Raw genomic sequence first — 13,124 nt, forward strand, 5'->3', positions numbered from 1 at the left:
CTTCCGAGTAAAAGTGAAAAATACTTGTAGGCTCCATTATGCCTATCAAAGTAATCATTTTCGCAATAATAGTGTTTCTTTTTCAGTTAAAGCAGGCCACCGTAACGCATCGAGCACTACAGCTCACTTCGCTCTTTACCAGCGCCGTAAATAATCAATACGTGATTGGAGCTGTTCGGCTGAACACATGGCGGTGGGAGGGCCACCGCATTTTTTTCTCACCTCAGTGTGAATAGCTCCGTGGGGCCTACCAGTGCGTGAAGCTGTCACTGATACCAAAGCATTGAGCTCTTTGCGGAGTCGAGGAATCTCAACGCTTGCAACCCGGTCTGCAGATTCCTGCTGTTGTGTTGCTTTAACGCTTTCTTCATTCCTTTCGCGTTCTTTTGCTTCCGCATCTCGCGCATCAAGTTGCTCAGTTTGGTGTTTTCGGAGCAACGCACGCATCTGGTCGGCGTCGAGAAGCCCTGGAAGTCCCAAATAATCAGCTTCTTCGTCTGATCCTGCAAAAGTACCCGTTCCATAGGACGAGCCATCATAGATCAGCGAATCTAGCTCTGCGTCCGCTCCCAGCGACTCATAGCTAGGCAGGTCATCCTTCTCGGTCTCTTCTTTGTTTGCTTGGGCCAACAACTCGTCATCCCAACCTTCACTGGGTCTATCTGGCTTACCCAAAACGTGGTCACGTGAGTTTTCCAGCTTCGACGCCAAATCAAGCAAGACCGGAACAGAAGGAAGAAATACCGATGCGGTCTCGCCTTTTCTTCGGGATCGCACGAATCGCCCGATCGCCTGTGCAAAGAACAACGGGGTGGATGCAGATGTTGCATACACGCCAACGGCAAGGCGAGGAACGTCCACACCTTCAGACACCATGCGCACCGCGACCATCCATTCATCGGTAGACCCGTTGAAATCTTCAATGCGCTGCGAAGCCCCGGCCTCATCAGACAACACCACAGTGACCGGTGTGGAAGATAAACGCTCCAAAATCTTGGCGTAAGCTCGCGCCGTCGTTTTATCCGTTGCGATCACAAGCCCACCAGCATCGGGAATATGCTTGCGCAGCTGCAATAACCGCGTATGGGCAGCTTGGAGTACTGCAGGTATCCAATCGCCTCTAGGATCTAGAGCGGTCTTCCAGGCACGCGCTGTCTGTTCCGGATTTAAAGGTTCCCCTAATCTCGCAGCAAATTCCTCGCCCGCGTTTGTACGCCAGCGGGCCTCGCCAGAATAAGCCAAGAACACCACGGGGCGCACCACGCCGTCCGCCAAAGCATCCGAGTAGCCGTACGTGTGATCCGACTGGGACACAAGGTGGCCTTCGCCGTCTTCTTCATAGCGAACAAACGGAATCGTGGAATCGTCCGAGCGGAAAGGAGTTCCGGTCAAAGCTAATCGACGTTCCACGTCACCGTAAGCATCGCGGATTCCGTCGCCCCAGCTTTTAGCATCGCCGCCATGGTGAATCTCATCCATGATGACCAAGGAGCGCTTTGCGGTAGACACCGCATGGTGCTTAAACGGGTGCATAGCAACCTGTGCATAGGTCACCACGATGCCATCGTATTGGGGGTTAACTGCATCGGAGTTTTTAAAGTAAGGGTCTAGAGCCAACCCCACTCGTGCGGCTGACTGAGCCCACTGCACTTTCAAGTGCTCCGTAGGCACAACGACGATAACCCGGTCGACAGTACGGTTTTCTTTCAGTTCCGTAGCAACCCTCAAGGCAAAGGTGGTTTTACCAGCACCAGGAGTAGCTACTGCAAGAAAGTCCCGCGGGCCCTTCATCAAATACTTGGTAAGCGCCTTGCGCTGCCAGGCGCGTAGGTCGCTTTTCACTTTTTACGTAGACCCCTATAGATACGCTCGCAGTCTGGGCATACAGGCGACCCAGGCTTAGCTTGTTTGGTTACAGGGAAGGTTTCTCCACACAGAGCGACAACCATTTTTCCTGAAATTGCAGAATCAACAATCTGATCCTTTTTCACATAATGGAAGAACTTCGGGGTGTCATCACCAGTGAGATTGTCTTCTCTGATGTCTGGACGTTCGATGGTCTGCGTGCTCGTACTCACTCCACCTATATTGCACCACAATGTGTGGTCTCGGCTACATGGGTCTACCCTAGGAGGTTATGCAGCAGCGTCAAGGAGATCACAGTGAGCATAATCTTGCGGATACTGAGGTAGCCGAGCTCAAGCTAAGCCGAAAGACTCGTGTTTTACGCCGTTTCATGGGCCACCGTGTGGAATTAGTCACCGATGCCAAGAAGAGCCCCTCGGAAGACCGCCATCATCGAGAAGTGGTTTACTCCTGGATTCAAGGATTACGGATTCCTTTTCTGCTTGCAGCCATGGCTGCATATATCTGGATGCACAACATGGTTTTATCAGTAATTCTTTTTATCATCTGTGTACCACTCCCCTGGATCGCCGTTGTCATTGCCAACGGCGTAGGAGAAAAGAGAGATCCCCGTGCGCCAACCGTATATAAACCTGCTGCAGCGCGAGAACAAGAACGCTATTTGAATAACGCTCACAACGATCAACAACAGCTTTCTGCCCCTTCCGCCACAACAAACCCACCTATGGTTATTGACGCTGATGACACAGACGATAATGTCTCACAAAACCCTACGTAACCGCTGTAGCTCAACACGAAACTGTGGACGATACCGGCAGACGTCGGCACGCTAACCTCTCTTAATGCTCCTCCCTTTAGCTTCCATTACTTAACCTGTTACGGTTTCTACAGTGCTTCACCCACGGCTTCTCCACGCCATTTCACAGAAAGACGTGCTACATACATGCGCAGTACTCTCACTGAGATCTCACTCCAGCTTGTCCAGGTGCTTGAAGAGGTAGGTTTCACCCCTGCAGCGTTGCAAGAATATCTAGGACCTGCAGCTTTCTCTTCTATAGCCCGAGGTGAACCCGCGTCAATCCTCTACGCGCTGCGCACGCGAGAAGAAGAACCACTAGCCATCCTGATACGAGCTTTTCTGGTGCATGCTGCGGTACCTCGACAGCACCTTGACAGCATCCTCGATGCACAGATCGTCGACACTCTTTTAACGCTCGGAATGGCACAGGAGAAGGATTCCCTCGTCACTATTGGGATTGACATTCGTAGCACTTTGATCGATGGTCGATTGGTCTGGGTTTTTTCTGACATGGATGCTTCCATGGTCGCAGGCCACGTTCCTGGGAAAGACCATGTCCTGGGTATCGGCGCCGCCAGTTTATCGCTACTATCGACGACTCCACGAACCCCTGTTCACGCGCTGCTTGACCTCGGCGCGGGATCCGGCATCCAAGCGCTGGGACAAGCTCCCTATGCACGTGCAATCGTCGCAACTGATGTCCATGACCGTGCTCTTGATTTCGCAGAAGCCAACGGTGCAGCAAATAAGGTATCGCTCGACATACGTTCTGGATCCTGGTTTGAACCCGTGGCCGGCGAAAAATTTGACCGGATCGTAGCCAACCCACCTTTTGTTGTCGGCCCCCCAGAAATTGGACATGTCTATCGCGACTCCGGTCTCGATTTAGACGGAGCCACCGAGTGCGTTGTCCGAGGCGGGGTCGAGCATCTCAAAGAACAAGGATGTCTTCACGCATTGGGTTCCTGGGTGTATCGCAAAGAAGAATCTGTTCCGGCACGAGTTGCATCATGGATTCCGGAGAAAGGGATATCAGCTTGGTTCGTCCAACGAGACATCGTCGATAGCATCGACTACGTCAACACCTGGTTAAGAGACGAGTCCATAGATCCCCGCAGTAACGAGGGTGCACAGCGCACGCAACACTGGTTACAACACTTTGATCGCGCCCATGTCACCGCGGTGGGATTCGGTTTCATCGCAATAAAGCGTATCGACGACCACCTTCCCTCCGAAGTAGTCTTTGAAGATATTTCCCACCCCATCGACGCCTATGTGGGCGACGAAGTTCAAGAACACTTCGTAAGAATGGAATGGCTACGGTCTAAAGACGCAGAAGCGATTCTAGACGCTCAGTATTATCTACGCCCTGGCGTAGCTAAAGAAGATGTCTCTACAACAGATGTAGAGACAGGCATGGGATTTGCACCAGCTGCACTAAGACTGACCCGAACCGACGGTTTCCGCTTTAGTCACGACGTAGACCAGCACATCGCCGCCATTATTGCGGGGTTGCACCCGACAGGGCTGTCTCTGCGTGAAGTCGCAGGACTTTATGCTTTTAGCAACGGTCTTGAAGACGATGCTCTCTGCGCAGCCCTTATCCAACCCATCGTTGCCCTCATTCAGCATGGGATTATCCTCCCCGCAGACATCACAACGGGTTGGTAGGCCACATGCGTGCAGTACTCACAAGAGTAAGTTCAGCATCCGTGTCTGTAGACGGACGCGTCGTAGGCAGTATTAATGCTCCAGATACAGGAGGAATTCTGGCTCTGGTAGGCGTGGGAAGAAACGATGACACCGATGCCTGGAAAACAATGGCCCGGAAAATTGCGGAACTTCGCATTCTCGAAGGCGAAAAAAGTGTTTCCGAGGCACAGGCCCCTGTTCTTTTAGTCAGCCAGTTCACGCTTATGGGTGCCACCGCTAAAGGCCGACGACCTTCATGGTCAGAGGCGTCTCCGAGAGAACTAGCAGAGCCCATCATGGAAAAGATCGCCACAGCATTAAAGCAACGCGGGATCCACGTGGAGGAAGGTCAGTTTGGTGCAACAATGGAAGTTTCCTCTGTAAATCAGGGTCCCTTCACAGTGATAGTGGAGTGCTGATTTATCCGGGGTATTTATCCGCATGCACTCTTTCGGGGCTAAGAGATAACCCCAAGTTAATCCATCAAAGCTAATCGGGAACTTTTTCAGAGGTTTTTCCGTTGAGTCCCATAGAAGCGCCGACTTGAGGAGGTCATGATGACAGAATCATCCAGCCAAGAACTAGCTCAGGAGTTGATTGACCGCGGAAGCCGCCGCGGACAAACTAACGATAATCCCTCTGCAGACCTCGTCCGCGTTTATCTCAATGGCATCGGTAAAACTGCCTTATTATCCGCAGAAGATGAAGTAGAGCTAGCTCAGACTATTGAGGTTGGACTCTATGCTGCGCATCTTTTAGAGGACTCGAAAGAACCTCTCACACGTGCAATGAAACGAGACCTTAAAGTCTTAGTCAAAGACGGACGCAAAGCTCGCGCACATCTTCTTGAAGCAAACCTCCGCCTTGTTGTCTCCCTAGCTAAGCGCTATACAGGCCGCGGCATGCCGCTTCTCGACCTCATCCAGGAGGGTAACCTCGGCCTTATCCGCGCCATGGAAAAATTTGATTATTCCAAAGGCTTTAAATTCTCCACATACGCAACGTGGTGGATCAGGCAGGCAATCACGCGAGGCATGGCTGATCAGTCACGAACCATCCGTCTCCCAGTTCATCTCGTAGAACAGGTCAACAAACTCTCACGAATCAAGCGTGAAATGTATCAACACCTTGGCCGGGAAGCTACCAATGAGGAGCTTGCAGAAGAATCCGGAATCGATGAGTCAAAGATTGAGCTTCTGCTACGCCAATCTCGCGATCCAGTCAGCTTAGATATGCCGGTCGGCGCCGATGAAGAAGCCCCTCTGGGTGACTTTATTGAAGACTCTGAGGCAACCGATGCTGAGTCTGCGGTCGTCGCTTCATTACGTCACTCCGATATTCGTTCGGTCCTTGACACTCTTGAGCAGCGCGAACAAGATGTCATCCGCATGCGCTATGGCTTAGACGATGGTGTCCCCCGCACTCTTGATCAGATCGGCCGTCAATTCGGTTTATCTCGTGAACGCGTCCGCCAAATCGAACGCGAGGTCATGACTAAGCTTCGCGACGGCGCCCGCGCCGACAAGCTTCGCGCCTACGCAATCTAACAAGTCGCCCCCCCCCTGAAAACTCCCTTGAATCAAGCAAACTTTTGTTTCAAGGGAGTTCGGCTTTCCATCACCAATTAATTGAAGTTTTCAATTTATCTCCGACAACCCATTCTGATACTCTATTTCTAGTGCCTGCGGTTTACGCCTCGCAGGCACCTTACCTAGCCCAAACCTGCAAGTTCGACAGAATCCATATAGATTTATGTAGGAGAACTCGCCACGAACTTTGATTAGCCTGCCCCACGGTGGATAAAGGAAAAGAGGTTAAAAATGAAAGATTTGGTCGATACCACAGAAATGTATCTGCGGACCATTTACGAGCTGGAAGAAGAGGGAGTCACTCCCCTTCGCGCACGCATCGCCGAACGCCTCGATCAGTCAGGTCCTACAGTTAGCCAAACAGTTGCACGCATGGAGCGCGACGGGCTCGTTGTAGTCGCATCCGACCGCAGCCTTCAAATGACACCCACTGGACGATCTCTAGCCACTGCCGTGATGCGCAAACACCGTCTTGCGGAGCGCCTCCTTACGGATATTATTGGGCTTGATATACACAAAGTTCACGATGAGGCCTGCCGTTGGGAACATGTAATGAGCGACGAAGTGGAACGACGCCTCGTCGAGGTCCTCGATAATGTCACACGCTCCCCCTTTGGCAACCCAATCCCAGGTTTAGACGAACTCGGTGTTTCCCTAAAGAAGAAGGAAGAACCGGGTAAGCGCGCCGTTGATGTAGCCCGTTCCACCCCCAGGGACGTACGGATCGTTCAAATCAACGAGATTCTTCAAGTGGATACTGATCAGTTTCAGGCGCTTATCGATGCGGACATTCGAGTTGGCACAACCGTCACACTCAGCGAGATAGACGGTCGAGTTACTATCACGCACGGAGAAAAAACAGTAGAGCTTATCGACGACCTAGCTCACGCAGTACGAATCGAAGAAATTTAAAGGGCACACACATGAAACTCCTTGTCACTGGCGGAGCTGGATATGTAGGAAGCGTCTGTGCTGCAGTGCTTCTAGAGCAAGGCCACGATGTCACGATAGTGGATAACTTTTCTACTGGTAACAGGGAGGCCGTGCCCACTGGTGCCACTCTCGTTGAGGGAGATATCCGCGACAAAGCCGGCGAAATACTCGCATCTGATTCATATGATGCCGTCCTGCATTTTGCAGCACGCTCTTTGGTTGGTGAATCGGTAGAAAAACCATCCGAATACTGGCAACACAACTTTGTTACCACCTTGGCCCTTCTTGATGCGATGCGCGCCAACAACGTAACAAATCTAGTTTTTTCTTCTACTGCGGCAACCTACGGCGAACCTGCTTCTGTGCCCATCACAGAGGACTTCCCCACTCAGCCGACCAATCCTTACGGTGCTTCTAAGCTTGCAATCGACCACGCCATAACTTCTTATGCACAAGCTTATGGCTTAAGCGCTACGAGCCTGCGTTATTTCAATGTCGCTGGAGCATACGGAAGCATCGGCGAAAATCGCGAAGTAGAAACCCACCTTATTCCGCTAATACTTCAAGTTGCATTAGGACACCGAGACAAGATTCTTATGTTCGGTGACGATTGGCCCACCGAAGACGGCACTGCGGTTCGTGATTACATCCATATTCGTGATCTTGCCGATGCCCACGTTCTTGCTATGGAATCCAATCAACCGGGTGTCCATAGAATTTTTAATCTAGGATCTGGGGCAGGATTCTCTGTCAAACAGGTCATAGAAGCGTGTCGCGCTGTGACAGGGCATCCCATTCCAGCAGAGGTCGCGCCACGAAGAGCTGGTGATCCCGCTGTTCTGATTGCATCTTCAGCAAAAGCGCAATCGGAGCTAGGGTGGCATCCCACGCGCACGGATCTCTCCACCATCGTTGAGGATGCCTGGTCTTTCACTTCCAAACTGGGAGAACGTGCACATAGCGCGCACAAATAGTCGTTTCACCCGCTCCTGCAGCAGCATAGGTCTCTATCTTTATGCTGCTGCATTTGTTTTTTCACCGTCGCAAAAGCCAAGAGACTCCCATGTCTGCTTTGCTCCTTCCTGAACCGCCTCATACACACGATCTAGCTCCCCTGCCTGATAGCCAACGAGTAGTAATCCGCTAAGGCGGTGATGAGGGTTTTCATCCAGTGCGCTAGCCAAAGCAATAGGAATCCGCGGTGACAAGGGCGTACTACAGCAGCTAATAGCGTAAACGCACAAAGCGTTAGCACGGATATCCCCCGATGAGCGCTGAGCGACTTCACGGGTCACATGCCGTGTAGCCTCCGGATGCTCAAGGAACTCTGAGAGGCATAAGTCCCTGAGGAATGAATCAGAAAATATCTCTCTAACTAAGAGCAACTGTGCATCGGTAAGATGATGTGTTCCTGCAAGAGTCTCACGCATCGTCATGAGAACCGCACGAAGCTGCTTAATTAAATCGTGCCCCTGTTTCTCATCACTTTTTATTGCTTGTGTTCGCGTAAATGCACTTTGCCGCAAAGAGGCAATATCCAAATCCTCCAGCTGCTCCCCGGTTGCCTCAAAATACTGAAAAGCTTCTCCGCGGCTGATAGCAGGCAATTCTCCACATTCGAGCAAAGCTTGACTGGTACAAGAAGCTGAAACCTGTGAGATCTCGCCTTCCCGCCAAGCATGATCCTTATCTGCCCATTTTTGTGCATCATCCCCGAGTAATAATGCGTGGTATCGCTGTGACGTCGCAATGTCCGCAGTAATCCAGCATCCATCCAGATGAAGAATCCCACAATGAGATAATTGGGAGAGATAGTCTCGCAAGTCTTCGATCTGTTCTGCACTTAATCGTGATGTAACAACAAAACCCATCACGAATTCCGGTTCAACAACGCTTAATGCCTGATCCACATCCGGTAAATGTCTCACATCGCTAATATCCAGACGTAATACAGGCCCCAGGGCTATACGATTCTTAGATTTTTTGACGCAGGTAACGAAGACCAAGGATTCATGTGGGTAGTAGCCCAACAAACCAGGAATATTGGCAAATATTTCTCTCGGTGTAAAGACAATGTTCATGTCTCAAGTTTCTACCGAGGATGTTTCTGATCGGACAGCACATCATGCTTGGGTAACTCTTATCGGTGGATAACTCTAGAATTTCTTCACTGCCTGTGTACAACAACTTTTCTTTTATTCTTAGCGGATAACTTCTGCAAACCCGCAGGTTCTCATAGAAAATCACTGAGCTTGGAACAAAAACCAATCTCAGTCTGTTATTGAAGATAAACAGCACAATTGCTGTTCAAGACCAGTTTTGCAGTCTATAGAGCAGAATACGCTACCGCTTACCCGCATTATCCTAAAACAGATTAGAATGGAGGGCTTAGCGTAAATAGTCACCTCGTTTTACCTTTAGCTCTGCACTATTGACGCTATTAGAATGTGGGAAGATGTTTAGGAGGAGTAACATGCAGGAGAAAAACGCTCGCATGTACGAATTAGAGTTTCCTGCGCCTGAAGTGTCATTAAAAGACAGCGAAGGCCCGACTCTCATCGTTGCACTCCAGGGTTACGCGGACGCTGGACACGCAATCGACGCGAGTGCGGAACATTTGCTTGCGGCTCTCGAGCACAGGCCAGTAGCTTCATTCAATAATGACGAGCTCATCGACTATAGGTCCCGGCGTCCTTCAGTGACCATCGAACACAACAATATTGTTAGCGCAGAAGAACTTGCATTAGGTATTGAGGTTCTTCGAGATAACTCGGGTACCCCTTTCCTATTGCTTTCCGGCCCTGAACCTGACCTACGATGGGATGCTTTTACCAAAGCCGTCGCAGATCTCGTAGAACGTTTCGGCGTTTCCCGCACCATATGCTTGTACGCAGCCCCTATGGCCGCTCCCCATACCAGGCCCCTAGTGGTTTCTGCTCACGGAAATTCCGCAGAGTTAATCGACCATCATTTCAGTTTAGATACCAAGATCACAGTACCGGGTTCTGCATCGCTTCAACTTGAGCGCTTGCTTAACAAACAAGGAAGAAATGTAGCCGGATACACTGCACATGTTCCGCATTATCTTTCTGCTTCACCGTACCCACAAGCAACGCTGAGCTTGCTCGAAGCTGTCTCTTCTTCTACTGGCCTCAAGTTTCCGCTTCGCACGTTGGAAGAGGATTCCCGTAAGGTTGCCATCCAGGTTGAAGAGCAAGTTGCAAGTTCCGCAGAAATCGAGAATGTAGTTCGTCTTCTAGAGCAGCAATATGATGAAGAACTTGAGCGGTATAGAGAAGCTAACCCTGAGGCGGTTATGCCTGGAGAAGGTGTGGTTCCTAACGCCGAGCTGCTGGGAGAAGAATTCGAAAAATTTCTTGCAGATATCGACAACCGTTCATTAAACGGTGGAAAAGGCGAGAACGATAAAGACTCCTCAACTTCCGCAGACAATACTGATGAGTCAGATGGGGAAACGGATCTCTAACACCGAAAACAGCTCCACCGGGGAGGGAATAAACTCGTTATTCCCTCCCTGCTTCCGTCATGTCGTATAGCTGTTCCCCTATTTTTCCTTTCTGTTCTTAGCGCATGTGATACATGTTTCAGCACATGACAACAAACCCAGCTAGGGTTAATCACTGTGAACCTTACTCAGATGCTCCCCGACCTAGAAGAAGTCCCATCGTCGCTTTTAGACGACGCTATTTTTGACTCTTTCTTGGGGTGGACAAAAGCTAAAGGAATTTCTCTCTATCCAGCTCAAGAAGAAGCTGCTTTGGGAATTCTCGCCGGCGACAATGTCATTTTGGCTACTCCCACTGGGTCCGGAAAATCTATGGTCGCTATCGCAGCGCATTTTATTGCGATGGCGCGAGGACAACGCTCTTTTTATACTGCTCCTATCAAGGCTCTTGTCAGCGAAAAGTTCTTCGCGCTATGCGATATTTTCGGCCCCGAGTCAGTAGGAATGATGACGGGTGATGCCACTGTCAACGGCGGGGCTCCCATCATTTGTGCCACCGCCGAGATTGTTGCCAACATTGCGCTTCGGGATGGTGCTCAATCCGATGTCGACCAAGTAATCATGGATGAGTTCCACTATTATTCAGAACCTGGTCGTGGCTGGGCATGGCAGGTGCCACTCTTGGAACTCCCCCGGGCACAGTTCCTGCTCATGTCAGCGACATTAGGCGATACTTCCTTCTTGGAAAGAGATCTAGAACAGCGCACTGGGCGCGATACCCAGCTGGTTTCCGGATCTACAAGGCCGGTTCCCCTGGAGTTTTCCTACGTTTATACGCCAATCCACGAAACCATTGAAGACCTGCTTTCAACAGGTAAGGCCCCTATTTACGTTGTGCATTTCACCCAGCGGGAGGCGATCGAACGCGCCCAATCGCTGACAAGCATGTCCATCATAGATAACGAGGCTAAAGAAAAAATTGCCAAAGAAATAGGTGACTTTAAATTCACGACAACCTTTGGACATGTCCTTTCCAAGTTGCTACGTCGTGGTATCGGGGTTCATCATGCTGGCATGCTGCCCAAATATCGCCGTCTAGTAGAAAAACTTTCTCAGACGGGGCTTCTGCGAGTAATTTGCGGCACAGATACTTTAGGCGTGGGCATTAACGTGCCTATTCGCACCGTATTGTTTACTGGTCTAGCTAAATTTGATGGTACGAAACAACGCATCCTTGCGTCTCGAGAATTCCATCAGATTGCAGGCCGTGCGGGACGAGCTGGCTTTGACACAGTTGGTTCTGTAGTAATCGAAGCTCCTGAATTTGAAATTGAAAATTGGCGACTCCGGCAACGAGCAGGCAGTGACCCCAAAAAGCTAAAAAAGTTACGCAAAAAATCGGCACGTGACGGCGATGTTGTCTGGGGAGAACGCACCTACGAGCGCCTCAGCACCGCTGAACCAGAGCATTTGCAAAGCCAATTTCGGGTATCTAATTCAATGCTGCTTAATATCATTAGCCGCCCCGGTAATGGCTACACGCACCTCAAGCAATTGCTTCGTAACAACCATGATTCGCGTGAAAAGCAAAATAAAGACATCCTGACGTGCCTTGAATTATTCAGGGGGCTTCTCAACGCTGGGATCGTCGAGAAGCTAGAAACCCCGGATGAAACCGGCCGCTACTATGCGATTACTCAGGAGCTTCAACGAGACTTTGCGCTCAACCAGCCCTTGGCACCTTTCGCGCTAGCCTCTCTTGAGCTGCTTGACCGTCAATCGGACACTTTTGTTCTTGACGTGATTAGTACTTTCGAGGCTATTTTGGATGATCCTCGGCAGGTGTTGATCGCACAGCAAAAAGAAGCACGAGCAACTGAGATAGCCGCGCTCAAAGCAGAGGGCGTTGACTACACCGAACGCATGAAATTGATCGAGGACATCACATGGCCAAAGCCCTTAGAGGATGAATTAGAGAATGCTTTCGAGATATATGCGCAAGGCCATCCATGGGCTAAAGAATTTGAGTTAAGCCCCAAATCAGTAGTCCGGGACATGATCGAGCATGGCATGACTTTCAGCGATCTGATAGCCACATACGGCCTTGCCCGTTCTGAAGGTGTAGTACTGAGGTACCTCACCGATGCGTGGCGGACACTGCAACACAGCGTCCCCGCCGAGTATCGCACCGAAGAGCTTGACGACGTCATCATTTGGCTCGGAGAAGTCGTCCGCCAGGTGGACTCCTCGCTTGTCGACGAATGGGCTCAGATGGCAGACCCCGATGCGCCGATTTCTCAAGAGACCCTTGAACGCGAGCTAGCTTTCGGAGTGGAAGACCCCACCGCACTTACGGCTAATAGGCGCGCCTTTACCATTATGGTGCGCAACATAATGTTCCGATTAGTCCAGCTTTTTGCAGATGAGAAAGAAGACGAGCTCAAAGAAATGCTCGCTTATCTCAGCGAAGTTCCCGATTTTGGAGCTGCTTTGGATGATTACTTTGACGAGTACTCGGATCTTGATACTGGGCCGGAGGCTCGTGGTCGGGAGTATTTCCTGGTGCAGTCTTCTGGCAGAGAATGGCAAGTACGCCAGATAATCAAGGATCCTGCGGGCGATAACGCCTTTGCTTTTGTCGGGACTGTTGACCTTGATGCTTCCGATGCTGCAGGCGAAGTACGCTTCGCACAATTAACGCTCGATTACACGCATTAATATCTCATGTTTTGATATGAGTACGCGGTGCTTAAGAGTCTAATCTTTAAGCACCGCGTAC

At 50.6% G+C, this 13,124-nt stretch carries 11 protein-coding genes; 8 read left to right on the top strand and 3 right to left on the bottom strand.

What is annotated here, in order from left to right:
• Positions 1–135 precede the first annotated feature (135 nt).
• Positions 136–1,842, bottom strand: coding sequence for a DEAD/DEAH box helicase (locus CULFRC11_RS06420; RefSeq protein ID WP_023635833.1), 1,707 nt, complete (start codon positions 1,840–1,842; stop codon positions 136–138).
• Complete coding sequence (locus CULFRC11_RS06425) at positions 1,839–2,078, bottom strand: DUF3039 domain-containing protein (protein WP_013242069.1); 240 nt, start codon at positions 2,076–2,078, stop codon at positions 1,839–1,841. The genes CULFRC11_RS06420 and CULFRC11_RS06425 overlap by 4 nt, the downstream gene beginning before the upstream one ends.
• A gap of 59 nt (positions 2,079–2,137) precedes the next feature.
• Between CULFRC11_RS06425 and CULFRC11_RS06430 the strand changes: the two genes are divergently transcribed.
• The 6 genes from CULFRC11_RS06430 to galE all read left to right on the top strand — a co-directional run bounded on the left by CULFRC11_RS06430 (position 2,138) and on the right by galE (position 7,853).
• The gene (locus CULFRC11_RS06430) at positions 2,138–2,644 is read left to right on the top strand and encodes a DUF3099 domain-containing protein (RefSeq protein ID WP_023635834.1); all 507 of its coding nucleotides are present in this window, start codon (positions 2,138–2,140) and stop codon (positions 2,642–2,644) included.
• A 165-nt stretch (positions 2,645–2,809) separates the two neighbouring features.
• Positions 2,810–4,336, top strand: coding sequence for a DUF7782 domain-containing protein (locus tag CULFRC11_RS06435; protein WP_023635835.1), 1,527 nt, complete (start codon positions 2,810–2,812; stop codon positions 4,334–4,336).
• Positions 4,337–4,341: 5 nt separating this feature from the next.
• Positions 4,342–4,776 carry a D-aminoacyl-tRNA deacylase gene (gene dtd, locus CULFRC11_RS06440; protein ID WP_023635836.1) on the top strand — a complete coding sequence of 145 codons (435 nt, stop codon included), beginning with the start codon at positions 4,342–4,344 and terminating at the stop codon, positions 4,774–4,776.
• 138 nt (positions 4,777–4,914) lie between these two features.
• Complete coding sequence (locus CULFRC11_RS06445) at positions 4,915–5,904, top strand: sigma-70 family RNA polymerase sigma factor (RefSeq protein ID WP_014525892.1); 990 nt, start codon at positions 4,915–4,917, stop codon at positions 5,902–5,904.
• Between the two features lie 273 nt (positions 5,905–6,177).
• Positions 6,178–6,858 (top strand): metal-dependent transcriptional regulator, encoded by a 681-nt coding sequence (locus CULFRC11_RS06450; RefSeq protein WP_023635837.1) that lies wholly within the window; start codon positions 6,178–6,180, stop codon positions 6,856–6,858.
• An 11-nt stretch (positions 6,859–6,869) separates the two neighbouring features.
• Positions 6,870–7,853 carry a UDP-glucose 4-epimerase GalE gene (galE, locus tag CULFRC11_RS06455; protein ID WP_023635838.1) on the top strand — a complete coding sequence of 328 codons (984 nt, stop codon included), beginning with the start codon at positions 6,870–6,872 and terminating at the stop codon, positions 7,851–7,853.
• Between the two features lie 39 nt (positions 7,854–7,892).
• Here galE and CULFRC11_RS06460 read toward each other — a convergent pair whose 3' ends face one another.
• Positions 7,893–8,960 (bottom strand): DUF4192 domain-containing protein, encoded by a 1,068-nt coding sequence (locus tag CULFRC11_RS06460; protein WP_023635839.1) that lies wholly within the window; start codon positions 8,958–8,960, stop codon positions 7,893–7,895.
• Positions 8,961–9,352: 392 nt separating this feature from the next.
• Here CULFRC11_RS06460 and CULFRC11_RS06465 point away from each other — a divergent pair, with 392 nt between their 5' ends.
• Both CULFRC11_RS06465 and CULFRC11_RS06470 read left to right on the top strand, forming a co-directional pair.
• Positions 9,353–10,366, top strand: a complete 1,014-nt coding sequence (locus CULFRC11_RS06465) for a PAC2 family protein (RefSeq protein WP_023635840.1) — start codon at positions 9,353–9,355, stop codon at positions 10,364–10,366.
• Positions 10,367–10,522: 156 nt separating this feature from the next.
• The gene (locus tag CULFRC11_RS06470) at positions 10,523–13,063 is read left to right on the top strand and encodes a DEAD/DEAH box helicase (RefSeq protein ID WP_023635841.1); all 2,541 of its coding nucleotides are present in this window, start codon (positions 10,523–10,525) and stop codon (positions 13,061–13,063) included.
• Positions 13,064–13,124 lie beyond the last annotated feature (61 nt).

The organism is Corynebacterium ulcerans (assembly GCF_000767685.1).
Classification (GTDB): domain Bacteria; phylum Actinomycetota; class Actinomycetes; order Mycobacteriales; family Mycobacteriaceae; genus Corynebacterium; species Corynebacterium ulcerans.